The sequence below is a fragment of the Nocardioides abyssi genome (assembly GCF_030412915.1).
Lineage (GTDB): Bacteria > Actinomycetota > Actinomycetes > Propionibacteriales > Nocardioidaceae > Nocardioides > Nocardioides abyssi.
The window spans coordinates 1-25264 of record NZ_JAUHJR010000006.1 but is presented as its reverse complement, the minus strand read 5'-3'; the positions used below and the strand labels follow the sequence as shown (position 1 = coordinate 25264).

General features: G+C 69.5%; 24 protein-coding genes and 1 pseudogene. 10 read left to right on the top strand and 15 right to left on the bottom strand.

Going from position 1 to position 25264, the window contains the following annotated elements; genetic code table 11:
- Positions 1 to 7 precede the first annotated feature (7 nt).
- Positions 8 to 871: a glucose-1-phosphate thymidylyltransferase RfbA gene (rfbA, locus tag QWY29_RS14055; RefSeq protein WP_300961653.1), complete on the bottom strand. Its 864-nt coding sequence runs from the start codon at positions 869 to 871 to the stop codon at positions 8 to 10.
- Positions 872 to 906: 35 nt separating this feature from the next.
- Here rfbA and rfbB point away from each other — a divergent pair, with 35 nt between their 5' ends.
- Together rfbB and QWY29_RS14045 are read left to right on the top strand one after the other, a co-directional pair.
- Positions 907 to 1917, top strand: a complete 1011-nt coding sequence (rfbB, locus tag QWY29_RS14050) for a dTDP-glucose 4,6-dehydratase (protein WP_300961652.1) — start codon at positions 907 to 909, stop codon at positions 1915 to 1917.
- A 2-nt stretch (positions 1918 to 1919) separates the two neighbouring features.
- A complete protein-coding gene (locus tag QWY29_RS14045; protein ID WP_300961651.1) occupies positions 1920 to 3311 on the top strand; it encodes a sugar nucleotide-binding protein in 1392 nt (463 codons plus the stop codon).
- Here QWY29_RS14045 and QWY29_RS14040 read toward each other — a convergent pair.
- A complete protein-coding gene (locus tag QWY29_RS14040) occupies positions 3296 to 5131 on the bottom strand; it encodes a polysaccharide biosynthesis protein (RefSeq protein WP_300961650.1) in 1836 nt (611 codons plus the stop codon). The two genes, QWY29_RS14045 and QWY29_RS14040, sit on opposite strands and share 16 nt — an antisense overlap.
- 250 nt (positions 5132 to 5381) lie before the next feature.
- On the opposite strand from QWY29_RS14040, the gene QWY29_RS14035 reads away from it, so the two are divergent.
- Entirely contained in the window at positions 5382 to 6842 is a 1461-nt protein-coding gene (locus QWY29_RS14035) for a tyrosine-protein kinase domain-containing protein (protein WP_300961649.1), read from the top strand.
- A gap of 16 nt (positions 6843 to 6858) precedes the next feature.
- Here QWY29_RS14035 and QWY29_RS14030 read toward each other — a convergent pair whose 3' ends face one another.
- From QWY29_RS14030 to QWY29_RS14005, 6 genes are all read right to left on the bottom strand, one after another.
- On the bottom strand, positions 6859 to 7212 hold the full coding sequence (locus QWY29_RS14030) for a phosphomannose isomerase type II C-terminal cupin domain (RefSeq protein ID WP_300961648.1): 354 nt from the start codon (positions 7210 to 7212) through the stop codon (positions 6859 to 6861).
- 123 nt (positions 7213 to 7335) lie between these two features.
- On the bottom strand, positions 7336 to 7617 hold the full coding sequence (locus QWY29_RS14025) for a DUF2516 family protein (protein WP_300961647.1): 282 nt from the start codon (positions 7615 to 7617) through the stop codon (positions 7336 to 7338).
- Between the two features lie 130 nt (positions 7618 to 7747).
- Entirely contained in the window at positions 7748 to 8182 is a 435-nt protein-coding gene (dtd, locus tag QWY29_RS14020; protein WP_300961646.1) for a D-aminoacyl-tRNA deacylase, read from the bottom strand.
- A 196-nt stretch (positions 8183 to 8378) separates the two neighbouring features.
- On the bottom strand, positions 8379 to 9077 hold the full coding sequence (locus QWY29_RS14015) for a hypothetical protein (protein WP_300961645.1): 699 nt from the start codon (positions 9075 to 9077) through the stop codon (positions 8379 to 8381).
- A gap of 41 nt (positions 9078 to 9118) precedes the next feature.
- Complete coding sequence (locus QWY29_RS14010) at positions 9119 to 9496, bottom strand: helix-turn-helix domain-containing protein (RefSeq protein ID WP_300961644.1); 378 nt, start codon at positions 9494 to 9496, stop codon at positions 9119 to 9121.
- 99 nt (positions 9497 to 9595) lie between these two features.
- Entirely contained in the window at positions 9596 to 10552 is a 957-nt protein-coding gene (locus QWY29_RS14005; RefSeq protein ID WP_300961643.1) for an asparaginase, read from the bottom strand.
- 39 nt (positions 10553 to 10591) lie between these two features.
- On the opposite strand from QWY29_RS14005, the gene cysC reads away from it, so the two are divergent.
- Positions 10592 to 12571 carry an adenylyl-sulfate kinase gene (gene cysC, locus QWY29_RS14000; RefSeq protein WP_300961642.1) on the top strand — a complete coding sequence of 660 codons (1980 nt, stop codon included), beginning with the start codon at positions 10592 to 10594 and terminating at the stop codon, positions 12569 to 12571.
- A complete protein-coding gene (gene manA / locus QWY29_RS13995) occupies positions 12571 to 13803 on the top strand; it encodes a mannose-6-phosphate isomerase, class I (RefSeq protein ID WP_300961641.1) in 1233 nt (410 codons plus the stop codon). The genes cysC and manA overlap by 1 nt, the downstream gene beginning before the upstream one ends.
- Before the next feature lie 3 nt (positions 13804 to 13806).
- Here manA and gmd read toward each other — a convergent pair whose 3' ends face one another.
- Entirely contained in the window at positions 13807 to 14835 is a 1029-nt protein-coding gene (gene gmd, locus QWY29_RS13990; protein ID WP_300961640.1) for a GDP-mannose 4,6-dehydratase, read from the bottom strand.
- Positions 14836 to 14915: 80 nt separating this feature from the next.
- On the opposite strand from gmd, the gene QWY29_RS13985 reads away from it, so the two are divergent.
- A complete protein-coding gene (locus tag QWY29_RS13985) occupies positions 14916 to 15860 on the top strand; it encodes a sulfite exporter TauE/SafE family protein (protein WP_300961639.1) in 945 nt (314 codons plus the stop codon).
- 246 nt (positions 15861 to 16106) lie between these two features.
- Here the strand turns inward: QWY29_RS13985 and QWY29_RS13980 are convergent, their stop codons facing one another.
- Positions 16107 to 17273, bottom strand: a complete 1167-nt coding sequence (locus tag QWY29_RS13980; protein WP_300961638.1) for a nucleotide sugar dehydrogenase — start codon at positions 17271 to 17273, stop codon at positions 16107 to 16109.
- Positions 17274 to 17350: 77 nt separating this feature from the next.
- Here QWY29_RS13980 and QWY29_RS13975 point away from each other — a divergent pair, with 77 nt between their 5' ends.
- From QWY29_RS13975 to QWY29_RS21075, 4 genes are all read left to right on the top strand, one after another.
- The gene (locus QWY29_RS13975) at positions 17351 to 17821 is read left to right on the top strand and encodes a VanZ family protein (protein ID WP_300961637.1); all 471 of its coding nucleotides are present in this window, start codon (positions 17351 to 17353) and stop codon (positions 17819 to 17821) included.
- A gap of 35 nt (positions 17822 to 17856) precedes the next feature.
- Positions 17857 to 18771, top strand: a complete 915-nt coding sequence (gene cysD, locus QWY29_RS13970; RefSeq protein ID WP_154615279.1) for a sulfate adenylyltransferase subunit CysD — start codon at positions 17857 to 17859, stop codon at positions 18769 to 18771.
- Positions 18771 to 20045 carry a sulfate adenylyltransferase subunit CysN gene (cysN, locus tag QWY29_RS13965; RefSeq protein WP_300961636.1) on the top strand — a complete coding sequence of 425 codons (1275 nt, stop codon included), beginning with the start codon at positions 18771 to 18773 and terminating at the stop codon, positions 20043 to 20045. Before cysD ends, cysN begins: the two co-directional genes overlap by 1 nt.
- 253 nt (positions 20046 to 20298) lie before the next feature.
- On the top strand, positions 20299 to 21207 hold the full coding sequence (locus tag QWY29_RS21075) for a glycosyltransferase family 4 protein (RefSeq protein WP_369292660.1): 909 nt from the start codon (positions 20299 to 20301) through the stop codon (positions 21205 to 21207).
- A 462-nt stretch (positions 21208 to 21669) separates the two neighbouring features.
- Here QWY29_RS21075 and QWY29_RS13960 read toward each other — a convergent pair.
- From QWY29_RS13960 to QWY29_RS13940, 5 genes and pseudogenes are all read right to left on the bottom strand, one after another.
- Positions 21670 to 21960, bottom strand: a pseudogene (locus QWY29_RS13960) (integrase core domain-containing protein); the annotation flags it as partial.
- A gap of 7 nt (positions 21961 to 21967) precedes the next feature.
- A complete protein-coding gene (locus QWY29_RS13955; RefSeq protein WP_439117438.1) occupies positions 21968 to 23317 on the bottom strand; it encodes an IS30 family transposase in 1350 nt (449 codons plus the stop codon).
- Positions 23257 to 24084, bottom strand: coding sequence for a DDE-type integrase/transposase/recombinase (locus QWY29_RS13950; RefSeq protein ID WP_300961635.1), 828 nt, complete (start codon positions 24082 to 24084; stop codon positions 23257 to 23259). Before QWY29_RS13950 ends, QWY29_RS13955 begins: the two co-directional genes overlap by 61 nt.
- Positions 24081 to 24374: a transposase gene (locus QWY29_RS13945; protein ID WP_300961634.1), complete on the bottom strand. Its 294-nt coding sequence runs from the start codon at positions 24372 to 24374 to the stop codon at positions 24081 to 24083. Before QWY29_RS13945 ends, QWY29_RS13950 begins: the two co-directional genes overlap by 4 nt.
- A gap of 169 nt (positions 24375 to 24543) precedes the next feature.
- On the bottom strand, positions 24544 to 25264 hold a 721-nt coding region (locus tag QWY29_RS13940), incomplete at its 5' end, for an IS3 family transposase (protein ID WP_300961633.1).

The following is a 25264-nucleotide window of genomic DNA, read 5'->3' as shown; positions in this document are numbered from 1 at the left end:
GGACACGTCATCCGCCGAGCAGCCCCAGCAGGTAGTCGCCGTACCCGCTCTTGCGCAGCCCCTCGCCGAGCTGGCGGAGCCGGTCGTCGTCGATGAACCCCATCCGCCACGCCACCTCCTCGGGAGCGCCGATCTTGGTGCCCTGCCGGTCCTGGATCGCACGCACGTAGTTCGAGGCGTCGTTGAGCGCGTCGAACGTGCCGGTGTCGAGCCAGGCGGACCCGCGCGGCAGCACCTCGACCTGCAGCCGCCCCTGGTCGAGGTAGCGCCGGTTGAGGTCGGTGATCTCGAGCTCGCCGCGCGCCGACGGGCGCAGCTCGCGGGCGTGGTCGAGGACGTCGTCGCCGTAGAAGTAGAGCCCGGGTACGGCGTACCGGCTGCGCGGGCGCTCCGGCTTCTCCTCGAGCGAGATCGCCCGGCCCGTCTCGTCGAACTCCACGACGCCGTACGCCGTCGGGTCGGAGACCTGGTAGCCGAAGACCGCCGCGCCGTCGATGTCACCGAACCGCCGCAGGTGGGTGCCGAGGCCGGAGCCGTAGAAGATGTTGTCCCCAAGGACGAGCGCGACGGTGTCGCCGGCGACGAAGTCCGCGCCGATCAGGAAGGCCTGGGCCAGACCGTCGGGGGAGGGCTGCGCCGCGTAGGTGATCGAGATGCCCAGGGACGACCCGTCGCCGAGCAGCCGCACGAACTGCTCCTGCTCGTGCGGGGTGGTGATGACCAGGACGTCGCGGATGCCGGCCAGCATCAGCGTCGACAGCGGGTAGCAGATCATCGGCTTGTCGTAGATGGGCATGAGCTGCTTGCTGACCGCCCGCGTGACCGGGTGCAGCCGCGAACCGGTGCCGCCCGCCAGGATGATGCCGCGCATGGCTGGACCCTAGTGCCGCACCTAGACTCCGGCGCGTGCGACGACTTCTCGTGACCGGCGGCGCCGGCTTCATCGGTGCCAACTTCGTCCACCACGTCGTGGCGCACACCGACGTCGAGGTCACGGTCCTCGACAAGCTGACGTACGCCGCCAGCCGGGCCGCCCTCGACGGGCTGCCCGAGGAGCGGGTCCGGCTCGTGGTCGGCGACGTCGCGGACGCGGCCGTGGTCGAGCCGCTCGTCGCGGAGCACGCCGGACCACTGGACGGGGTCGTCCACCTCGCCGCGGAGTCGCACAACGACAACTCGCTCGACGACCCGACACCCTTCGTCCACACCAACCTGGTCGGCACGTTCACCCTGCTCAAGGCGGTCCGCCGCCACGACGTGCGGCTGCACCACGTCTCCACCGACGAGGTCTACGGCGACCTGGACCTCGACGACCCGGCCCGGTTCACGGAGGAGACGGCGTACCGCCCGAGCAGTCCCTACTCCGCCACCAAGGCCGGCTCGGACCACCTGGTCCGCGCCTGGGTCCGCAGCTTCGGTGTGCGGGCGACGATCTCGAACTGCTCCAACAACTATGGCCCCTGGCAGCACGTCGAGAAGCTCATCCCCCGCCAGGTCACGACCGTGCTCGACGGCGGGCGGCCGCGGGTCTACGGCGACGGGTTGAACGTCCGGGATTGGATCCACGCCGAGGACCACTCCTCCGCGGTCCTGGCAATCCTCGACCGAGGCGAGATCGGCGAGACCTACCTCGTCGGCGCCGACGGCGAACGCAGCAACCTGGACGTGGTCCGCTCGATCCTGAGGCACCTGGGCCGGGACGAGGACGACATCGACTTCGTCACCGACCGCGCCGGGCACGACCGCCGCTACGCGATCGACTCGACCAAGCTCCGGACCGAGCTCGGCTGGCGGCCGCGGTTCGCGGACCTCGAGGCCGGGCTGGCCGACACGATCGAGTGGTACGCCGCCCACGAGGCCTGGTGGCGACCGGCCAAGGCGGCGACCGAAGCGGCGTACGCCGCGAAGGGGCAGTGAGCGTGCGCGTCGACAGCACGGACATCCCCGGGCTGCTCCTGGTCCACCTCGACGTCCACGAGGACGCGCGCGGCTGGTTCAAGGAGAACTGGCAACGACGCAAGCTCACCGACCTCGGCTTCCCCGACCTGGGTCCGGTCCAGCACAACGTCGCGCACAACCACCGGCGCGGCACGCTGCGCGGCGTCCACGCCGAGCCGTGGGACAAGCTGATCTCGGTCGTGACCGGCCGGGTGTTCGGGGCGTACGTCGACCTCCGGGCGGGCGACTCGTTCGGCCGCGTCGTCACGGTCGAGGCCGATCCATCGGTGGCGGTGCTTGTGCCTCGCGGCGTCGGCAACGCCTACCAGACGCTCGAGGACGACACGTCCTACTCCTACCTCGTCAACGACCACTGGAGCCCGGACGCGACCTACGTCGCTGTCGACGCCGCCGACCCTGCACTCGCCATCCCGTGGCCGATCCCGGTCGCGGACTCCGTCATGTCGGAGAAGGACCGCGCCAACCCGCGGATGGCGGAGGTCGAGCCGATGCCGGTGCGGCGGCCGATGGTCCTGGGAGCCAACGGCCAGCTCGGTCGCGCGCTCGCCGATGCCTTCCCCGACGCTCGGCAGGTCACCCGTGACGACGTGGACCTGACGGACCCGGCCGCAGTCGCTGCACTTCCGTGGCGGGACACCGACGTCGTGCTGAACGCTGCGGCGTACACCGCCGTCGACGCGGCCGAGACCGCCGACGGACGCCGAGCCGCCTGGGCGGCCAACGCGTCGCTGTCGGCCGCGCTTGCCCGGCTGGCGAGAGAGCACCGCTGCACGCTGGTCCACTACTCGACCGACTACGTCTTCGACGGCACGACGGGCGGACCGGACGGCCACACCGAGGACGAGCCGCTGTCACCGCTCGGGGTCTACGCCCAGTCCAAGGCCGCCGGCGACCTCGCGGTCGGCATGGCCCGCCGGCACTACGTCCTGCGCACGTCCTGGGTGGTCGGCGACGGCCACAACTTCGTCCGCACCATGCAGCGCTTGGCCGCCGACGGCGTCTCGCCAGCGGTCGTCGACGACCAGGTCGGCCGGCTGACCTTCACGGACGAGCTGGTCCGAGCGACGCGCCACCTGCTCGACACGGAGGCGCCCTACGGTACGTACAACGTCAGCAACAGTGGCGAGCCGACCAGCTGGCACGACGTCGCACGGGAGGTCTTCCGGCGCTCCGGCCGCGACGAGTCCGACGTGTCGCCGACCAGCACCGCGGCGTACGGCCAAGAGATGGGCCAGGGCAGGCAGCTTGCCCCGCGGCCGTCGAACAGCGTGCTGAATCTGTCCAAGATCCGCGCGGTCGGCTTCGAGCCGGAGGACGCGATGACCGCGCTGGAGCGCTACCTGCGGAGGTAGTCCTCGTCGTCGGCGGGGACGAGCTCGTCCTGGCAGAGCCCCATCAGCGCGCGCATGACGTACTGGCGCTCGCCGGTCGTCGGCAGGTCCTGCACCTCACCGGCCGTGACCGGGGGCACCGGCACGTGGGAGACGAGCGGGTGGCGCGGCCGGTGGTCCTGCGGCTCGTGCTCGGCGAAGAGCTCTTCGTGCATCTTCTCGCCCTCGCGCAGGCCGGTGTACTCGATCCGGATGTTCTCCCCGGACTGCTCGATGAGCTGCTGGGCCATGTCGACGATGCGCACCGGCTCCCCCATGTCGAGCACGAGCACCTCGCCCGCGCCGCCGATCGCGGCGGCTTGGATGACGAGCTGGCATGCCTCCTCGATCGTCATGAAGAAGCGGGTGACCTCGGGGTCGGTGACCGTGATCGGACCGCCCTCCGCGATCTGCTTGGCGAAGGAGGTGAGCACCGAACCGCGGCTGCCGAGGACGTTGCCGAAGCGGACGGAGAGGTAGGTGCCCTGCGCGCGGTACGCCTGCTCGGCGGTGAGCCGCTCGGCGATCCGCTTGGAGTAGCCGAGCACGCTCGTCGGGTTCGCGGCCTTGTCGGTCGAGATGTTGACGAACTTGTCGACGTCGTACCGGTCGGAGGACTCCAGCATGTTGCGGGTGCCGATGACGTTGGTCTTGACCGCCTCGGCCGGATACTGCTCCAGCATCGGCAGGTGCTTGAGGGCGGCCGCGTGAAAGACCACCTCGGGTCGCCGAGCCTGGAAGATCGCGTCGACGGCCGCAGCATCACGGATGTCGCAGAGGATCACCTCGTCGGAGTCCAGCAGCGCCCGGCCGTGGATCGAGAGCTGCAGGGCGTGCAGGGCGGACTCGTCGCGGTCGAGCATCATCAGCTCGCCGGGGGCGAACCGGTGGATCTGCCGGCACAGCTCCGAGCCGATCGACCCACCCGCTCCGGTCACCAGCACCCGACGGCCGGTCAGGTAGTCGGCGATCGCATCGACGTCGGTGTCGAGCTGGTTGCGCCCGAGGACGTCGGTGATGTTGATGTCGCGCAGGTCCCGGATGCCGACCCGCTCGGTGAGCAGCTGGGTGGTGGACGGAAGGACCTTCACGTCCGCCCCGGCCTTGACAGCAGCAGCGCGCACACGGTCGACGTCCTCGGAGGAGGCGCTGGGCATGGCCAGCACGACCGTGTCAGCGCCAGTGGCAGCGACCTGCTCCTCGAGCTGCGACGTCGTGCCGATCACCGGCACCCCGCGGATGCGCAGGTGCCGCTTGCGGGGGTCGTCGTCCAGGATGCCGACCGGGCGCCAGCGCCGAGCAGGGTCGCGCAGCATGGAGTTGACGAGCTCGCGACCCGCCTCACCCGCACCGACGAGCAGGGCCAGGCAGGCACCGTCGCGGTGCAGCTGCTCGAGGTCGCGCTCGCGCAGCCGCCGCCAGAACGCCCGTCCCCAGGCCATCAGCACCAGAGCACCCAGCGTCCCGCCGACCGGCACGCTTCGCGGGATCCAATGACCCACGACGTTCACGACGAAGAGCGCCGCTCCGGAGATGATCGTCACCGCCCCCAGCAGGATCATCTGCTCGAGGCTGCCGGTCCCGGCTCGCCCTTGGTGCAGCCGGAAGACTGTTGCCAGGACGACGTACAGGGCGAAGACAGCCACCGCCGCGACGGTCGTCGCAGCCCAGGGCACGGTCGTCGACATGTTGTCGTAGCGCAGCCACGCGAAGAAGAGGAAGGAGACGACCCAGGCCGACGCGTCGAAGGCGAGGGCGAAGGGGACTCGGTGGCGCCGGACGAACGCGACCACGTCACTCACTGGGACTCCCGGAGCACTGAGGACAAGAGGGACGTCGCACGAGTCTGCCACTCGGACCCGCCCACGTTTGCATTTTCGTTTACCTTGCGGACAGGACGGTCTGGCCCGCCGGGCAGTGACAGCCCCGGCAAGGCAGGAGTAGGCGCGGAACGAAAGGCCGACGACACGGTGAACCGGGGCGCGGCCCGTTACAGTGACCGCCGCACCACCCCATGGGGCCGGTCGATCAGACGAGGACGGTAGGCGCAGCGTGGAACTGAAGGACTACTGGCGGACCGTCCGCCGGCGGTGGAAGGTCATCCTCCTCTGCTTGGCCGTCACGGTCGGGATCGCGTCCGCGCTCACGTGGACCGCGACGCCGCAGTACTCGTCGTCCGCTCGCCTCTTCGTCTCGACGAGCCCGTCCGACACCGCTGACGCCTACCAGGGCAACCTGTTCGCCTCTCAGCGCGTGACGTCGTACGCCGACCTGGTCGACGGCCGCCGCCTGGCGGGCCGCGTCGCGGACGAGCTCGGCGAGGTCCGGACGGAGTCCGAGCTGCGGGCGGCCGTGTCGGCCTCCGTCGTGCCCGAGACCGTCATCCTGCAGATCTCCGCCACCGATCCGGACGCCGCCGTGGCCCGCGACATCGCGCAGGCCTACGCCGAGGCGCTCAGCGAGCTGGTGCCCGAGCTGGAGATGCCGGACGAGGGCGGCGGGTCGATGCTGATCAAGGCCAGCATCGTCGACGACGCGGTCGTGTCGACCACGCCGGTCAGCCCGCAGCCCGTGCGCAACCTCGGGCTCGCGGTGGTCCTCGGGCTGCTGCTGGGCGTCGGGCTGGCCGTCGTCCGCGAGCTGCTCGACACGTCCATCACCTCCAACGTCGACGTCGAGGCCGTGACCGCCACGCCGATCCTGGGGCACATCAACGCCGACCAGAACGCCGTCAAGAAGCCGCCCGTCGAGGCGCTGAGCTCTGCGTCCCCGTGGGCCGAGGCCTTCCGGGTCCTGCGCACGAACATGCAGTACGTCGAGGTCGACCACGACCACCGTGTCTTCGTGGTGTCCAGCTCGCTGCCGGGTGAGGGCAAGACCACGACGGCCACGAACCTCGCCATCACGATGGCGATGGCCGGGCAGCGCGTGGTGCTCGTCGAGTGCGACCTCCGCCGACCGTTGATCGCCGACCGCCTTGGGCTCGACGGAGCTGCGGGAACGACGAGCGTCCTCATCGGCAAGGTGACCCTCGAGGACGCCCTCCAGCAGTACGGCGAGACCGGCCTGCAGGTCCTCGCGTGTGGCCCCATCCCGCCCAACCCGTCGGAGCTGCTCCAGTCCCAGGCGATGACGGCGATGCTCCAGGACCTCCGTCGACGGTTCGACACGGTCATCCTCGACGCCCCGCCGCTGCTCCCGGTGACGGATGCCGCGCTGCTCACGGCGCAGGCGGACGGCGCGATGCTCGTCGTCCGACACGGACGCACGACGCGCGACCAGCTCCAGCACGCCGTCGAGCGGATCGAGAACGTGGACGCGAAGACCGTCGGCATCGTCGTGAACCTGGCGCCGCCGCCCAAGTCCCGCCAGGGCTACGGCTATGGCTACGGGTACGGCTACGGGTACGGCTACGCCCCCACCGCAGCGGCCGCCCAGACCGCGCGGCCGGCGAGCGATGCTGGTCGACGCGGGCGGGCCCGCCGCCGCGGCACGGACCCGGACACCGACTGACGGGACCGGCCGTCGGTCAGGCCGACAGCCGCCCGTCGTCGTCCTCGAGCCGGCAGATGTCGTCGTCGCCGGTGTAGCGGCCCATCTGCACCTCGATGAGCACCAGGTCCTCGTCCTCGAGGTTGGTGATCCGGTGCGGCTGGCCGATGGCGACGTCCACCGAGTCGCCTGGGCCGGCCAGCACGACGCGCCCGTCGACGACGCAGGTCGCCTTGCCGGAGACGACGGCCCAGTGCTCGGCGCGGTGCTCGTGGGTCTGGTACGACAACCGCGACTGCGGGCGCACCGTGATGCGCTTGACCTTGAACCCGTCGCCCTCGTCCAGGACCTGCCAGGTCCCCCACGGTCGCGTGTCCAGCTCGCCGATCATCGAAGTCCCCCCAACTCCGCCGACGTCTTCGTCAGCAGAGCCGGACGTTAACGAGCGCACATCAAGCAACGCTCAAGGATGCGGGGTGGTCCAGCCCGCCTCCGCGGACATCCGCCCGTTCGGTCAGCGGCGGCGTAGCCCGAGCAGCGCCGGCCGCACGTCGGCGAGGTAGACGAACGCCGCGATCGTGAACGCCAGGTTGAGCAGCAGCCCGAACGGCAGCACCTGCACCACGAGCCCGATGCCGAGGATCAGGCACCACGCGGTCTTGGTCAGCTTGCCGGCCGCCTCGTACTCCTGGGGGCTGTGCAGCAGGCTGTTGACGAACGCGAAGATCTTCACCGCGAGCAGCACGAACGTCACGAGCAGCATCACGTAGCTCTGCACGGCGAAGATGTCCAACACCCGCCCAGCCTATCCGGGCCCCGCACCCCGGCTCGCCCCGCTGGTCGACGATGTTGCACGAGCGCGCCCGCTCCGGCTGGTTGAGGAGGTTGCGCCGGCAACCGTCTCGAAACCCGCCGGGCAGGACCGATCACCGCTCAGCCGTGTCCAGGATGAGCGTCACCGGCCCGTCGTTGACCGACGCAACCCGCATGTCCGCCCCGAACCGCCCCCGCTCGACGTGCGCACCAAGCCGCTCGAGCTCCGCACAGACAGCGTCGTACGTCGGCTCGCTGACCGGCCCGGGTGCGGCCGCCTGCCAGGTGGGGCGCCGACCCTTGCGGGCGTCGCCGTACAGCGTGAACTGGCTGACCACCAGCACCGGCGCACCCACGTCGCTCGCCGACCGCTCGTCGCGCAGCAACCGCAGGTCCCAGATCTTCCGCGCCGTCCACGTCACCTCGTCGGGCCCGTCGCCGTGAGTGACGCCGAGGTACACCAGCAGACCCGGCTCGTCGATCGATCCGACGACCTCACCGTCGACGCTGACACTGGCGGACAGGACGCGCTGGACCACGGCTCGCACGATCCGCACCCTGCCACCAACCGCTGGTCGAGCAGAGAGGCGCCCCAGCGCGAACCGCTGGTCGAGCAGGAGGCCCGCCAGGGCCGACGGTGACGAGACCCCCGCACCTGCGCAGGGCCGCAAGCACGACAAGGCCCCCGGACCATCAGGTCCGGGGGCCTCGCGTTCAGAACAGGCTGAGCTGCTCGTCAGCTCTTCAGTCGCCGACCTTCTTGGCAGCGGCGGTCGTCGCCTTGGACGCCGAGGTGGCGGTCTTCTTGGCGGCGGTGGCGGTGCCCTTGGCGCTGCTCTTGGGGGCGGCGGTCGTCTTCTTGACGGTCCGCTTGGCGGTGTTCGTGGTCTTGCGGGCGGTCGTCCTGGTCGCCTTGGCGGACTGCGTCTGCGTGGTCTTCGCCTTGCTGACGGTCGTCTTGGCCGCGGCAGCGGTCGCCTGGGTCTCCTCCTGGCGGCGGATCCGCGCGAGCAGCTGCTCGCCACGCTTGGCGAGGTCGGCGTAGGTGTCGGAGACGATGACGACGTTGTCGTCGACGGTCTTCTGCAGGCGGGTCGGAAGCGCGCGGGCCTCGCCCTGCAGCTCGGCGACGCGGGCCTCGACGGCGGCGCGGCGGGCCTTGGCGTCCTTCGAGAGCGCCTCGACGCGGGCGTTGACGGCGACGAGCGCCTGGTCGCGGAGCGCCTTGGGCTCGAGGTCGAGGTCGGCGACCGTCTTCTGCACGGTCTCCTGGGTCGCGACGAACCGCTTCTGCACGTCCGCGGCGTAGTCGCGGACGTAGCCCACGACGAGGTCGGTGGCGCCGACGCCGGCGTACAGCGGGCGCTTGGCGGCCGCGGGGATTTCGAAGTCGGCCAGGGCCTTGATGTCCAGGGTCTTGATGTCGAACGTGGTCTTCGCCATGTCGTTCTCCTTCGGTGGTGGTGGTCTGTCCTGGGCGTCGGTCACTGGTCAGCGGGCGGCTGACCGGCGTTGAGCGCCAGGAACGAGGCGTGGATGTCGAGCAGGGACTGCTTCTGCCGCTCGGTCAGCCGGCTGTCGCCGAGGATCGCGAGCTCGACCGAGCCGCCGACCCCGTCCTCCGGGCTGACGATCCCCGCGCGGACGTAGAGCTGCTCCGCGGAGATGCGCAGTGCCTTGGCGATCTGCTGGAGCACCTCGGCCGAGGGCTTGCGGAGCCCCCGCTCGATCTGGCTCAGGTAGGGGTTCGAGACGCCCGCCTGCTCGGCGAGCTGACGGAGCGAGAGCGACGCGGCGGTGCGCTGCTCCCGGAGGTAGTCCCCGAGGGACCCGACTGCGGTCCCCACCTTTCCCTTGGCCATGTCCCCAGTGTGCTTGCTCTTGCTAGCGCTTGCAAGCGCTAGCGCGGTGACTCGTCCCACAAACAAGCAAAACGGGCCGCTAGCAACGCTAGCGGCGCCTCAGAACGCTGCCTGGACAGCTCCCACCAGGCGACCGCCACCGAACAGCTCGACACGACCGGTCCGACGTACGACGTCGTCCGCGACCCCGGCCCGCTCGAGCGCCGCCGCGAGGACGACGCGCCGCGCCCGGTCGGCGCCGTCCTCGATCTTCAGCGCGAAGGCCCTCCCGTCCGCCAGCGCCATCGCGTGGCAGGCCTCGGCGCCCATCTTCCCGATCGCTCCGGGGACAGCGACGAGGACGTCCCGCTCGTCGCGGGTCGTGCCGGAGACCATCTCGGGGTGCCGGCGGATGGCGTCGGCGACCCGCCGCTCCGGTCCGTCGGGAGCGGTCGCGAGGGCCCGAAACGCCTGGGCGAGTCCCGTCAGGGACGTCGACAACAGGGGCGCGCCGCAGCCGTCGGTCGCGTGGACCGCGACCGGCTCGCCGGTCAGCTCGGCGAAGGCCTCGGTGATGGCGCGCTGCAACGGGTGGTCCGGGTCGAGGTAGGTCCCGGTGTCCCATCGGTTGGCGACGCAGGTGGCCAGCATCGCGGCGTGCTTGCCCGAGCAGTTCATGTGGATCCGCGTCCGCTCCCCGCCCGCCGCGACGTGGGCGAGGCGGACCTCCTCGTCGAGCGGGTGGTCCTCCGGCGTCTGCAGCGCGGACTCGTCCAGGCCGGCGGAGGCCAGGATCCGTCGTACGCCGTCGACGTGCAGCTGCTCGCCCGAGTGCGACCCGCAGCCGAGGGCGAGCAGGTCCGGCGGCAGGTCCAGCCCGTGCCGCACCATCGCGAGCGCCTGGACCGGCTTGTTGCACGACCGGGGCAGCACCGGCGAGGTGACGTCGCCGAGCGACCACTCGACCGTCCCGTCGGCCGCGAGCGCGACGACGGAGCCGTGGTGGCGGCCCTCGACGAACCCGGAGCGGACGACCTCCGCGACGACGACGGGACCGGGAGCGACAGGAGCAGGCATGCCGACCACCCAACCACGCCGGTTTGCAAGGATGAGCGGGTGCCGAACCCGCCGCAGTACTGCCCCACCCCGCGCGAGCTCGACGACCTGGAGCTGCTGGTGACCGGCGCCCTCGCGCCGCTGACCCGGTTCGACGAGCCGGGCAGCCCGGTGACCCTCACGCTCCCCGACGACGTCGCGGCGTCGGCCGCCGAGGCGGGTGCGGTCGAGCTGGTCGACCCCGAGGGGCTGCCGCTCGCGCGGGTGACCGTCCCCGGCGGCGAGGTCGAGGCGCTGACGCATGTGCAGTACGGCCCGTTCCGCAGCCATTACCTCTCCCCCGGCCAGGTCCGCGAGGCGTACGCCGGCCGCACGTTCGTGCCCGTCACCGACGCGCTCACCCAGGCGCAGCTGACCGAGCTCAGCGGACTCGGCCCCGTCGTCCTGCTGGCGTACGTCGGCGCCGGCACGCCCGCCCTCTCCCCCGTCGGTCTCATCCGCGCCACCCTCGCCGCGACCGACCTGCTCCCCCAGGCAGCCGTCGTCGCCGTCCCGCTCGCGTCCCACGGGGACGCCGAGCTCGACCACCAGCTCGGGGTGCAGGTCGCCCGCACGTACGCCGCCGGCGACCCCGTCCACGCACTCACCTCACGGTTGGTTGAGGAGGGCGCGGCAGGGGCGAGGCGGCTGGTTGAGGAGGGCGCGCTGGCGCCCGTCTCGAAACCCGCCGACGACGCCTACCCGCCGGCCATCGCGGAGATTGTCGACTTCGACCGCCCGGCGCCGGCCGACCAAGGGCTGGTGCTGTTCTTCACCGGGTTGTCCGGCAGCGGCAAGTCCACCCTCGCCCGCGCCCTGATGGACCGCCTGTTGGAGCAGGGCACCCGCACGGTCACCAGCCTCGACGGCGACGTCGTCCGGCGGAACCTCTCGGCAGGACTGACCTTCTCGAAGGCCGACCGCGAGACGAACATCCGCCGCATCGGTTGGGTCGCGGCCGAGATCTCCCGCCATGGCGGGGTGGCGGTCTGCAGCCCGATCGCGCCGTTCGACGAGACCCGCCAGCAGGTCCGCGCGATGGTCGAGGACGCCGGCGGCGCGTTCTTCCTCGTCCACGTCGCCACCCCGCTGGAGGAGTGCGAGCGCCGCGACCGCAAGGGCCTCTACGCCAAGGCACGTCGCGGCGAGATCCCTGAGTTCACCGGCATCTCGTCGCCCTACGAGGAGCCCGCCGACGCCGACGTCCGCGTCGACACCACCGGACGCACGATCGAGGACGCGCTCGCCGACGTCGTGGAGGCGCTGCGTGGGGCGGGCTACCTGGACCTGTCGGCAGGTTTCGAGAAGGTTGCTGCGCAACCTCCTCAACCAGCCGAGGGCGGCTCCCGGCTGGTTGAGGAAGGCGCGCTGGCGCCTGTCTCGAAACCCGCCGAGGGCGACGCTCGGCGCCCGGCCGGTTTCGAGACGCTTGCCAGCGCAAGCTCCTCAACCAACCGGGAGCCGCTGAACGTCCTCTTCGTCTGCACCGCCAACATCTGCCGCAGCCCGTTCATGGAGCTGATCGCCCGCAGGATCGCCGGCCCCGACGCGACGGTGACCTTCGCCAGCGCCGGCACGCACGGCTTCCGCGACCACCCGATGGACGAGGTCATGAGCGGGACGCTCGGCACCCGCGGCACGGAGGTCGGCGACTTCTCGAGCCGCGCCGTGACTCGCCAGATGGTCGACGAGGCCGACCTGGTGCTGACGGCCGAGGCGGCTCACCGCACGTTCATCCTCGACGACCAGCCGGCGGCGTTCCGCAAGGTCTTCACCATCGGCCAGTTCGCCGAGGCGGTCCGCTCGGCCGACGAGTCGCTCACCGGCCGCGAGCTGGTGAGGGCCGTCAGCGAGCGCCGCGGACCGGCTGACACCAGGCTCGACGTCGCCGACCCGTACCGACGTGGTCCCGAGGCCGCCGAGCAGGCCGCGAGCGGGATCGAGGACCTACTGCGCATCATCGTCCCCCGCCTGACGGGATCTGAGAGCGGCCAGGCCTGATGTTCCTGCTCCGCAACGCGGTCCGGGGCTACGCCTGGGGCTCGAGCACCCACCTGCCCCGCTTCCTCGGGACCGAGCCGACGGGCGACCCCCAGGCCGAGCTGTGGATCGGCGCGCACGACGGCGACCCGTCGTACCTGCCGGACGGCCGCGCCCTCAACGAGGTCATCGCCACCGACCCCCGGCACCTGCTCGGACAGAGCGTCGTCGACACGTTCGGCGCCCGCCTGCCGTACCTGATGAAGGTGCTGGCCGTCGCCGAGCCGCTCTCGCTGCAGGTGCACCCGAGCAGCTCACGGGCACGGATCGGCTTCGCTCGGGAGGACGCCGCCGGCGTACCGCTCGACGCTGTCGACCGCAGCTACAAGGACGCCTTCCACAAGCCGGAGATGATCTACGCGATCACCCGGTTCGAGGGGATGGCCGGCTTCCGCGACACGGAGAAGTCCGCCCAGATCCTGCGGCTGCTCGACCTGCCGTGGGCCGACGACGTCGCCCACCGGCTCGAGTCCGGCCCGGCGTTCCAGACGCTGCGCGCCATCGTCACCGAGATGCTCGGCCGCGGCGGGCCGGAGCTCGAGAGCCTGCTCGCCGACGTGCAACGGGCGGCCCGCCACGCGGAGGAGCGCGGCCACCGCGAGGAGATGCGCGCCAACCCGGTGCGGGTCGACCCGGCGCGCATCAACCGCGAGGCGACGCGCGTCTTCGCGATGGTTGGCAAGCTGATCGAGCAGTACCCCGCCGACCCCGGCGTCCTGGTGACCCTGCTGCTCAACCACGTCGTGCTGGCGCCGGGCGAGGCGATGTTCCTCGACGCCGGCGTCATCCACGCCTACGTCTCGGGCCTCGGCGTCGAGATCATGGCGTCGTCGGACAACGTGCTCCGCGCCGGCCTGACGCCGAAGCACATGGACGTCCCCGAGCTGCTCTCGGTCACCAACTTCACGCCGATGCCCGGACCGCAGTGGCTGCCGTCGGTCGCGGCGTCCCACCACGCGCACCTCGAGCCGCCCGTGCCGGACTTCGCGCTCACCGTCGGCGACGTGCCGGGCGTGACCGCACCGGCAGCCGGGCCCCGGACCGTCCTCGTGCTCGACGGCGAGGTCGAGCTGCTGACCGCGGACGAGACGGTCCCCGCCGGCCGGGGCCAGACGGTGTTCATCGCCGACGCTGACGGTCCGGTCCGCATCGTCGGCAGCGGCCGCGTCGCCGTCGGCAGCGTCCAGCTGTAGGCCTCAGCCCCGCCAGGCGGGCAGGTCGGGCCGGTCGATCCAGTGCCGGCCCTCGTGGCGCATGGCCTCGATGTCGGCGTCGACCATGATCCGCACCAGTTCGGCGAACCGGACCTCGGGCTTCCAACCGATCACCGCCTCCGCGCGGCTCGCGTCGCCGACGAGGGCGTCCACCTCGATCGGGCGGACGTAGCGCTCGTCGAACCGTACGTGCTTCTGCCAGTCCAGCCCGGCGTGGTCGAACGCCGCCTCGACGAAGTCGCGCACCGTCGCGCTCTCCCCCGTGGCCAGCACGAGGTCCTCCGGCTCGTCGGCCTGCAGCATCCGCCACATGCCCTCGACGTACTCCGGCGCATATCCCCAGTCACGCACCGCGTCGAGGCTCCCGAGGTAGACGAAGTCGTCGAGGCCCGCCTGGATGCGCGCCACCGCGCGGGTGATCTTGCGCGTCACGAACACCTCACCTCGGCGCGGCGACTCGTGGTTGAAGAGGATGCCGTTGACCGCGTGCAGGCCGTAGCTCTCGCGGTAGGTCGTGGTCAGCCAGTGCGCGTAGGCCTTCGCGGCGCCGTACGGCGAGCGCGGCCGGAGCGGCGTCTGTTCACTCTGCGGCGGCGGCTCGGCGCCGTACATCTCCGAGCTCCCGGCCTGGTAGAACCGCGCGCCGACCCCGGACATACGCAGCGCCTCGAGCAGCCGCACCGCCCCGATGCCGGCCGCCTCACCGGCGTGCTCGGGCTCGTCGAAGCTGGCACCGACGTACGACTCCGCCGCCAGGTTGTAGACCTCGTCGGGCTGCACCTGCTGGAGCAGCGCCAGCAGGCGGCCGCCGTCGGAGAGGTCGCCGCGGTGGAGGAAGAACCGGCAGTCCGGGTGGTGCGGGTCCTCGACCAGGTGCGCGACCCGGGAGGTGTTGACCGACGACGTACGCCGCGCGAGCCCGTGCACCTCGTAGCCCTTGGTGAGCAGCAGCTCGGCGAGGTACGACCCGTCCTGGCCCGTCACGCCGGTGATCAGCGCCCGCTTCGTCATGGCGCGAGTCTCCCACGCTGCGGCGCCGCGCCCTGTGCGAAGTGCCGCCTCGCACCGTGCCAGCCCTAGGCTTCCACCTCGTGGACGACCTCTTCACCACCTCAGCCCTCGCCGTGCTCGCGGTCAGCTTCGGCGTCGGCATCGTCGTCGGCCTGACCGGGATGGGTGGCGGGGCGCTCATGACGCCCGCGCTCATCTTCCTCGGGATCCCGCCGACGGCCGCGGTCGCCAACGACCTGGTCGCCGCTGCGGTGAACAAGACGGTCGGGGCATCGGTCCACTGGCGGACCGGTTCGCCGAACATCAAGCTGGCGACGTACCTCATCGTGGGCTCGGTGCCGTTCGCCCTCGCGGGCGGCTTCATCGTCCAGGAGATCGGCGGGGAGGACGCCGAGGACTTCCTCGTCACCGCGATCGGCATCGCCCTGCTGTTCGCCGCCGCGAGCTATGCGCTGCGCATGTACCTGCAGCTCCGCCTCGTCACCTCGGGCAACGAGGCGCCCGCCGGGGAGCCGACCATCCGCCCGGTCCCGACCCTGCTCGTCGGCGCCGTCGGCGGCCTGCTCGTCGGCATCACCTCGGTCGGCTCGGGTTCCCTGATCATGGTCGCGCTGCTGCTGCTCTACCCGACGCTCTCCGCGCTGAAGCTGGTCGGCACCGACCTGGTGCAGGCCGTCCCGCTGGTCCTCGCCGCCGCCATCGGCCACGTCGCCGTCAACGGTGTCGATTGGGGCGTCCTGATCCCGCTGATCCTCGGTGGCACCCCGGGCACCTTCCTCGGCGCCCGGATGGCCAGCTGGGTCAGCCAGTCGGTCATCCGCCGCGGCATCGTCATCGTCCTCAGCCTGACCGGCCTCAAGATGCTCGGCGTCTCCCCCGAGGCGGTCGGCATCATCGGCGCCGGCCTGCTCCTCCTCGGCCCGCTGGCCTGGGGCTTCGTCCGCCAGACCCGCGGCCTCCCGGCCTTCGACAACAACGCCGCCGCTTGGTACCACGACCGCCAGGACCAGAAGCAGGATCAATAGCTCGGCTGGTTGAGGAGGTCGCGCTGGCGACCGTCTCGAAACCCGCCGCACCGACGCAGGGCCTCAACCACTGCCGCCGGCCGGTTGAGGAGGTCGCGCTAGCGACCATCTCGAAACCCGCCGCATCGCTGGTCGAGCAGCGAGCCCCGCTGGTCGAGCAGCGAGCCCTGGCGAGCGTCGACGAGACCCCCGCACCAACGCAGGGCCTCCAACCTCCGCCGAGCCGACGACTCGCGACGACGAGTGTCAGTCCCGCCCGTAGATGTCCCGCGTGTAGACCTTGTCCGCGACATCCGCCAGCACGTCCGTCCGCCGGTTCGCGACGATCACGTCCGATCGCTTCTTGAACTCGTCGAGGTCACGCACGACTTCGGAGTTGAAGAACAGCTCGTCCTCGAGCGCCGGCTCGTAGACGACGACCTCAACGCCACTGGCCTTGAGCCGCTTCATCACACCCTGCACGGATGACATCCGGAAGTTGTCCGAACCGGCCTTCATGATCAGCCGGTAGATGCCGACCGTCCGGGGTCCACGCCGCAGGATGTCGTCGGCGATGAAGTCCTTGCGCGTGCGGTTGGCCTCGACGATCGCGCTGATCAAGTTCTGCGGGACGTCCTGGTAGTTGGCCTGCAGCTGCTTGGTGTCCTTGGGCAGGCAATACCCGCCGTACCCGAAGCTCGGGTTGTTGTAGTGGTTCCCGATCCGGGGGTCGAGCCCGACACCCTCGATGATCTGGGCGCTGTCCAAGCCGCGGGTGACCGCATACGTGTCCAGCTCGTTGAAGTACGCCACGCGCAGCGCCAGGTAGGTGTTGGCGAAGAGCTTGATCGCCTCGGCCTCGGTCGAGTCGGTGAGCACCACCGGGATGTCCGTGGCCCTCGCCCCCTCGACCAGCAGGTCCGCGAACAGCTTCCCGCGCGTGCCGCGATCCCCCACGACGATCCGCGACGGATGCAGGTTGTCGTGCAGCGCGCGTCCTTCGCGCAGGAACTCAGGGCTGAAGATGATCGAGGCGCCGGGATGCCGCTCGCACAGCTCGGCCGTGAAGCCGACGGGGACCGTGGACTTGATGACGATCGTGGCGTCCGACGCAACGCTCAGGACGTCCGCCACGACCGACTCGACCGACCGGGTGTTGAAGTAGTTCGTCCGGTCGTCGTAATCCGTCGGCGTCGCCACGACGACGACCTCGGCCCCGTCGTACGCCGCGCGCTTGTCGGTCGTTGCCGTGAGGTCTAGCTCCCGATGAGCGAGGTACTCCTCGAGCTCGGGGTCCTCGAGCGGCGACTCCCGCCGGTTGACGATGGCCACCCGGTCGGCGTCCAGGTCGAGCGCGCGCACCTCGTGGTGCCGCGCCAGGACGACGGCATTGGACAGACCTACGTACCCGAGGCCGACGACAGCGATCTTCACGGGCCGAGGGTATGCGCAGGTCACGGTCCCGCAGGTGACCAGTAGATTGCCCGCGTCCGCCGGAGGAGCACGCAACGTTGACCATCCCCACCGCCCGAGCCGCTCGGATCGCACTGAGCGGCTACCTGCTCTTCCTCGCCTGGGGGTTCTTCGCCCCGGTCCCGGACGCGCCGTCCGGGCTCGTCGCCTGGATGAGCAGCACGGGCGACGCGCTCGGCCTGCCCGCGGCCCTGACCGAGGGCAGCCGGATGGAGTTCGTCGCCAACGTGCTGATCGTGGCGCCCGTCCCCGTGCTGGCGGCGTGGTCAGAGGTGCCGCTGGTTCGGGCCTGGTCGTGGCGGGACTGGACATCGGTGATGTTCGTCGGGTCGGCGACGGTCGAGCTGGTCCAGGCGTTCCTGCTGCCGGCCCGCTCGGCGACGTACGTCGACATCGTCGCCAACACCGCCGGCGGCCTGCTGGGCGCCGCCGCCGTGCACGTGGTCGAGCGTCTGTCCGTCCGCGACGGGCGCGCTTTCGACCGGCCCGGCGGCCGATGGCTACGATGACGGCTGCTGTCCCGACGAGAGGTCCCCTGCACGTCATGACCGACACCCACGCCGACTACCGGCTGAGCCAGCTCGACCAGCTGGAGGCCGAGTCGATCCACATCTTCCGCGAGGTCGCTGCGGAGTTCGAGAAGCCCGTCCTGATGTTCTCGGGCGGCAAGGACTCCATCGTCATGCTGCGCCTGGCCGAGAAGGCGTTCTACCCGGCGAAGATCCCGTTCCCCGTGCTGCAGGTCGACACGGGTCTGGACTTCCCCGAGGTGCTCGCCACCCGCGACAACTGGGTCAACCGCCTCGGCGTGAACCTCGTCGTCGCCAGCATCGACGACGCGATCGCCAACGGCGTCGTCGTCGATGACGGCAAGACCAGCCGCAACCGCCTGCAGATCGGCACCCTGCTCAACGCCATCGAGGAGAACGGTTTTACCGCGGCCTTCGGTGGTGGCCGCCGCGACGAGGAGAAGGCCCGCGCCAAGGAGCGCGTCTACTCCCACCGCGACGAGTTCGGTCAGTGGGACCCGAAGAACCAGCGCCCCGAGCTCTGGAGCCTCTACAATGGCCGCCTGCACGCCGGCGAGCACATGCGGATCTTCCCGATCTCCAACTGGACCGAGCTGGACATCTGGGACTACATCGGCCGCGAGGGCATCGAGATCCCGCAGATCTACTTCTCCCACCAGCGCCGCGTCTTCGAGCGCGACGGCATGCTGATGAGCGAGACCCCGCTCAACCCCCTGCGCCCCGGCGAGGTCGTCGAGGAGCGCACTGTGCGGTTCCGCACCTGCGGCGACATCACGCTCACCGGGTGCGTCGAGTCCACGGCGTCCACCGTCGACGAGATCATCGACGAGATCTCGATCGCGACGCTCACCGAACGAGGCGCCACCCGTGGCGACGACCGGTTCTCCGAGGCAGCCATGGAGGACCGGAAGAAGGAAGGCTACTTCTGATGAGCACCGTCAAGAGCAACCAGATGGACCTGCTCCGCTTCGCCACCGCGGGCTCCGTCGACGACGGCAAGTCCACCCTCATCGGGCGGCTCCTCCTCGACTCGAAGTCGATCTTCGCCGACCAGCTCGAGGCCGTTGAGTCGACCTCGAAGTCCAAGGGGTACGACTACACCGACCTCGCCCTGCTGACCGACGGTCTGCGCTCCGAGCGCGAGCAGGGCATCACGATCGACGTGGCGTACCGCTACTTCGCGACGCCGAACCGCAAGTTCATCATCGCCGACACCCCGGGCCACGTGCAGTACACGCGGAACATGGTCACCGGCGCCTCCACCGCCGACCTCGGCCTCGTGCTCGTCGACGCCCGCCAGGGCCTGACCGAGCAGTCCCGCCGGCACGCGGTGATCCTGTCGCTGCTCCGCGTCCCGCACCTGGTGCTGGCCGTGAACAAGATGGACCTCGTGGACTACTCCCAGGAGGTCTACGACAAGATCCACAACGAGTTCACCCAGTTCGCGACGAAGCTCAACATCCCCGATCTCGAGGTCATCCCGATCTCGGCGCTGGCCGGCGACAACGTCGTGAACCGCTCCGAGAACATGAGCTGGTACTCCGGTCCCACGCTCATGCACCACCTCGAGAACGTCCACGTCGCCTCCGACCGCGACCTCATCGACGCGCGCTTCCCGGTGCAGTACGTCGTCCGGCCGAAGTCGGACGAGTTCCACGACTACCGCGGGTACGCCGGCATGGTCGCCGGCGGCGTGCTGAAGCCGGGCGACGAGGTCGTCGTCCTGCCCAGCGGCATGACTTCCAAGATCTCCAAGATCGACCTCTTCGACAAGGAGGTCACCGAGGCGTTCCCGCCTATGTCGGTGACCGTCCACCTCGAGGACGACGTCGACGTCTCCCGCGGCGACATGATCGCCCGCGTCAAGAACGCCCCGCAGCCCTCGCAGGACATCGACGCGATGATCTGCTGGATGACCACCGCGCCACTCAAGCCGCGGCAGAAGCTGGCCATCAAGCACACCACCCGCACCGCCCGCGCCCTGGTCAAGGACATCCAGTACCGCCTGGACGTCAACACCCTGCACCGCGACCAGGAGACCAAGGAGCTCGGCGTGAACGAGATCGGCCGCGTCCAGCTGCGCACCACCGTGCCGTTGCTCTGCGACCCCTACTCCCAGAACCGCACCACGGGCTCGTTCATCCTCATTGACGAGGCGACCGGTGTGACTGTGGGCGCAGGCATGATCACGTCGTCGAGTTGACGTGCGCCCGACCGTCTTGATCGTTAGTACCGCCCTTCGCCCTGGAGGCGGACCAGCCGGATACTGTTACAACCTTCGGGAGGCAGTATCCCGAATCGAGCAAGAAGACGACGGCCTTGCCTGTTCCTACGCTTTCACGGCACGTGCATCCGAAAAACGAGCAGTCAGCGCACCGCGCCCATCCCTACTAGGACCCCTGATCCGCGGCATAGATGCCGTAACCTTAGGATTCGTATCGCGAATTCGCGCATTCATGCGACTCCGACGATTGCTGCGACAGCTCGAAACCAGTGGAGCGCAGGCGGTTGTCATACATGGTTGCCAAGACGCGCGCTTCGCGCGCTCCGTCCATATGCGGGGCGTTCCAGTGGCCTACACTCCACACAGCCCCGTACCACTTTTCCGCGAGATTGCAGCCACCTCGAACGGAAGGGATTCCCTTATTGGCCAATTACGCACTAGACGAGCTGTGCGAATGGCCCGAGCGAATGAATCCGAACTTTTTCGGGTAGCCAAGATCATTGTTTTTCCCTCCCCTGGCGCGGTGGAGGAGTACGCGGACACCCTCCACCCAGAGTGGCGGGCCAAGGTCAGGTTTGTTCCGTCAGGCGTGCCCGAGCCAGAAACCTCCTCCGCTCCCACCGCGGCGGTGGCGAGGCGGGTTCCCACAATCCTTTTCGCTGGAAGGTACGTCGAGCATAAGGGCTTCGACATCTATTGCGCTGCTGCCCGCATCGTGCAGGGACAAACCAACGCCGCGTTCCAAAGCATGGGCTCGGGCCCGATCGCGGCGACCCAGCCCGTGTTAGACCTCGGTTGGGTCGAAGAGCCGAGCGCTATTCTCAACGCAAGCGACATCGTAGTAGTGCCAAATCGGGTCGCCTACTTCGACCTATTGCCCCTAGAGGCCGCGGCCCATGGCGCCGCACTTGTTTTTACGCCCGTCGGGGGCAATGTGGATCAGGCGACATCCTTTCCTGCGTCAGTGCTAGCAGAGGGGACATCTCCGACATCGGTGGCCGCAGCAATTCTGCAGGCCGTTCAATTAGTCAGGCAGAGCCCAGATTGGGGCTCGCAGAACCGAGAGTCGTTTCAACAAATGTATAGTTCGACTGCTATGACGCGAAGTTGGGATACTCTGTGTCGCGATGACCTTCTCTGAACTACTCGGGCCTGCCCTCCCGAATAGGTAGACACCTGCCTCCCGATTCGCTTCGCAAATGCGTGTCTGGCACTGACAGGATGTACGTAAGGAAAGTATCGTGAAGACGTGAGCCAATCTTCGAGACATCGGACACATCCGTGACCACGCTGCGAAGGACCCGGGATCTCGCCGTCGTCCTGAAGCAGTGGATGATGACAGATGACCGAGTATTGGCCATACCATCGCCGGGCCGAGCCGCAGGTGAGTCCGATGCTCCGCGTCAGGTCTGTCAACGGCGTCTGTAAACTGACCCCCTCGCGGCAACCTAAACCGGCCCATCTGATTCCAGGTGTAGTCGCGGTCTGAAGCCGCCCGTCTTGAGCAGAGTTCTGGCGATGTAGTTGGTCAGGGCGCGGAACCCGAGCGCTGAGCCGCGGAGGTGTTCGAGGGGTCTGCTGCACGAACTGGTGACAGGTTCGGTTAGGCCGCCTGGGTGGCGGTTGGGAGCATGATCAACTCGTATTCGATCGGGGTCAGTCGGCCGAGTGCCGCTTGTCGCCGGCGGCGGTGGTAGGTCCTCTCGATCCAGGTCACGATCGCGATCCGCAGTTCGTCTCTAGTGGCCCACGGTCGGCGGTCGAGGACGTTCTTCTGCAGCAGGGAGAAGAAGCTCTCCATGGCTGCGTTGTCGCCGGCTGCGCCGACGCGGCCCATCGATCCGACCATCTGGTGGCGGCTGAGCCCGTGGACCAGTTTCCGGCTCCGGAACTGCTTGGGTTCAACCAGTCGATGCAACACCGGGCTGTTGAAGGGAGCGTAGTTGCTCCTCGAAGACCTCAGCGGGTGTCTTCCACCCGAGGACCTTGCGTGGTCTGTTGTTGAGGGTGTGAGCGACGGCCTCGAGGTCCTCGGCGGGCCAGCGCGACAGGTCGGTGCCCTTGGGGAAGTACTGCCGTAGCAGGCCGTTGGTGTTCTCGTTGCTCGGGCGCTGCCACGGCGAGTGGGGGTCGGCGAAGAACACTCGCGTCCCGGTCTCCATTGCGAACAGCGCGTGGCCAGAGAGCTCTTTGCCGCGATCCCAGGTCAGGGTCTTGCGCAGTTGCTCGGGCAGTTTGGTCATCGACGCCGTCAGCGCGGCGTTCATCGCGACGGCGCCGTAGCCACCCAGCGCCGGTCCGTTCTTCACGTAGGGCTCCTCACCCCACCCCGCGATCCGTGGGAGGTGAATCAGGAGCGTTGAGCGGCTGCTGCGCTCGACGATCGTGCCGATCGCCGACCGGCCGGTCCCGATGATCAGGTCGCCTTCCCAGTGACCGGGGACGGCACGGTCCGCGGCCTCGGCGGGACGCTCGCTGAGGACCACGTCAGCGGTTACGTGACCTTGCGCCTTGTTACGCGACCTGGCCCTCGGCTGCCGCAGCGCACGACCGGTGCGCAGACATGTGACCAGCTCGCGCTTGAGCGCACCACGGCCTTCGATGAACAGCGACTGGTAGATCGCCTCGTGGCTGATGCGCATGGACTCATCATCGGGGAATTCGATCTTCAACCGCTGCGCGATCTGCTCCGGGCTCCACGCCAGTGACCAACGCCTGTCGGCACGGTGCGGCTTGTTCAGCCCCTTCCACGCCGGCGGCGTCGGGCCCGGAACGATCGTGCCGTCGGGCCGGCGGACGTTGCCCGCCAGACGGTCGTGGACGTACTCCCGCAGCCGCGGGTTCTCGACGAGCTTCGCGGTCTTGGGGCGCTTCGCGGCCTGCTGCGCCTTCCACTGCGCCACGGTGGCCCTGTACTCCTGCTTCCCGCTACGAGTCGCGGCGTTGCGGCGCAACTCCCGTGAGATGGTCCCCGGGTCGCGGCCGATCGCACGGGCAATCTCGCGAACGCCTTTGTCCTGGGCGCGCAGGATGGCGATCTCCTCGCGTTCCTCGAAGCTCAGGTAGCGCCCGGTGGGCTCAGCCAATGCGATCGGCGGCATGCCGCCAGCGTGGCGAAACCAGCGCGTTCCGACCGGCACTGACACGCCGACGGCCAGCGCCGCCTCTGCCGACGTGATTCCCGTGGCGATCAGTCGCCAGAACTGACGTTGCACCACCCGCGACGGGTCCGGCCGACCGGGCGAACGCATCGCCGGTCGCAGGGCCCGATCAGCACGCCACTGCCGACGAAGCTCCTCGGGCGCATCGCTGGTCTTCCTGCTCCAGTCCGCTGTGGCCATCCTCGAACACCTCCAAACTCGAGGTGTTGCGACGACCGGTTGATTTCGCCCTGCGACCCGCGGTCGGTGTGCAGCACGCAACCGGCCACATCGGCGCCCTCTGCTCGTCGGCGGGCCACCGCGTTGTCGAGCGCGGCCACCGCGATCCGGGACTTCATCCGTGAGTCGATCGAGTAGCCCACGATCCGGTTCGAGAAGACGTCCTTGATCGCGCAGACGTAGAGCTTTCCTTCACTTGTCCAGTGCTCGGTGATGTCGCTGAGCCACAGCTCGTTCGGGCCGTTGGCGGTGAACTCGTGCCGGGTCACCCCGTGCTTGTCGACGACCGCGCAGAGATCGTCGTGGACCGGCGGGCCGGGCTTCTTCCCGTGGCGGCCGCGCTTCTTCCCGAACGCCGACCACCAACCCAGCTGCGAGCAGATCTTCCACGCCGTCCGTCCCGCCATCGGCTGCCCGGCGTCCCTGGCTTCGTCGAGGAGAAACCGGTAGCCGAACTCGGGGTCGTTGCGGTGAGCATCGAACAGAAGATTGGCACGGTAGGCCGCGGCGAGGTCGGCGTCGGTGATCGGGCAGGTGAGCCAGCGGTAGTAGGGCTGGCGGGCGATCTTCAGCACCCGGCACGTCACCGCGACGGGGACCCCGTCGGCGGCCAGCTCGCGGACGAGCGGGTACGTCATTTTCCCGGCAGATTGGCCTGCGAGAGGTACGCGGCCGCGCGGCGCAGGACCTCGTTCTCCTGCTCGAGGAGCTTGATGCGCTTGTTCGCCTCCCGCAGCGCATCGGACTCGTTCGCGGCCTGGCCGGCCGGTGACGGGTGGGCCGAGTTCCGGTCGTCGATCGTGAGCCACCGCTTCAGGCACGACGGCGAGATCCCGAAGTCCTTCGCGACCTGGGCGATGGAGGAGTCCGAGGTTTTGAAGACCCGGATCACGTCCTCGCGGAACTCCTTGGGGAACGCCTTCGGCATGGTGCACATCCTTCCAGCGCCGACACACATCGACGCAGATCAGATGTCACCTATCCGTGTAGCAGACCCGAGCCTGCTATTGATGGCTTTGGTGGGGCCGTTCGATGGCTGCGTCCAGCGGTGTGAAGTGCCCCCGGTTCCCCGGACGGTCAGGGTTGGGTGGATGTGATCATGCTGCGGTCTCGGCGTGGGGTCCAGCAGGGCTGGTCAGGGCGGCTTGGGTCTCGTAGTCGGCGGGGCTGGGGTAGCCCAGCGTCGAGTGCCGCCGGGTCGGGTTGTAGAAGCCTTCGACGAAGGCGAAGATCGCGTTCGCGAGGCCCTCGCGGGTTGGCCAGGTCGAGCGGTCCAGCAGCTCGGTCTGCAGGGTGGCGAAGTAGCTCTCGGCCACGGAGTTGTCGAAGCAGTCGCCGATGGTGCCCATCGACCCGAGCAGCCCGGCATCGCGGAGCCGGTGGCCGAAGGCCCAGCTGGTGTAGGTCGACCCGTGGTCGCTGTGATGGATTGCCCCGGCCGGGGGTCGGCGGTTCCAGATCGCCATCTGCAGGGCGTCGACGACGAGCTCGGAGCGGATGTGGTCCGCGATCGACCAGCCCACCACCCGGCGGGAGAAGCAGTCGATCACGACCGCGAAGTAGAGCCACCCTTCGCTGGTGCGGTGCTGGGTGACGTCGGCGACGTAGAGCCGGTCGGGCGCATCGGGGGTGAAGTTGCGCTCCACCAGGTCCTGCGACGGCGTGGCCGCCTCGTCGCGGCGGGTGCAACCGCGCAGCCGGCGCCGGTGCACGCCCTGCACGCCGGTGTGGCGCATCAGCCGCTCCACCCGCCCACGGCTGACCGCGATGCCCTTGCCCAACACCAGCTCGGCATGCACGCGGCGGTGGCCGTAGGTG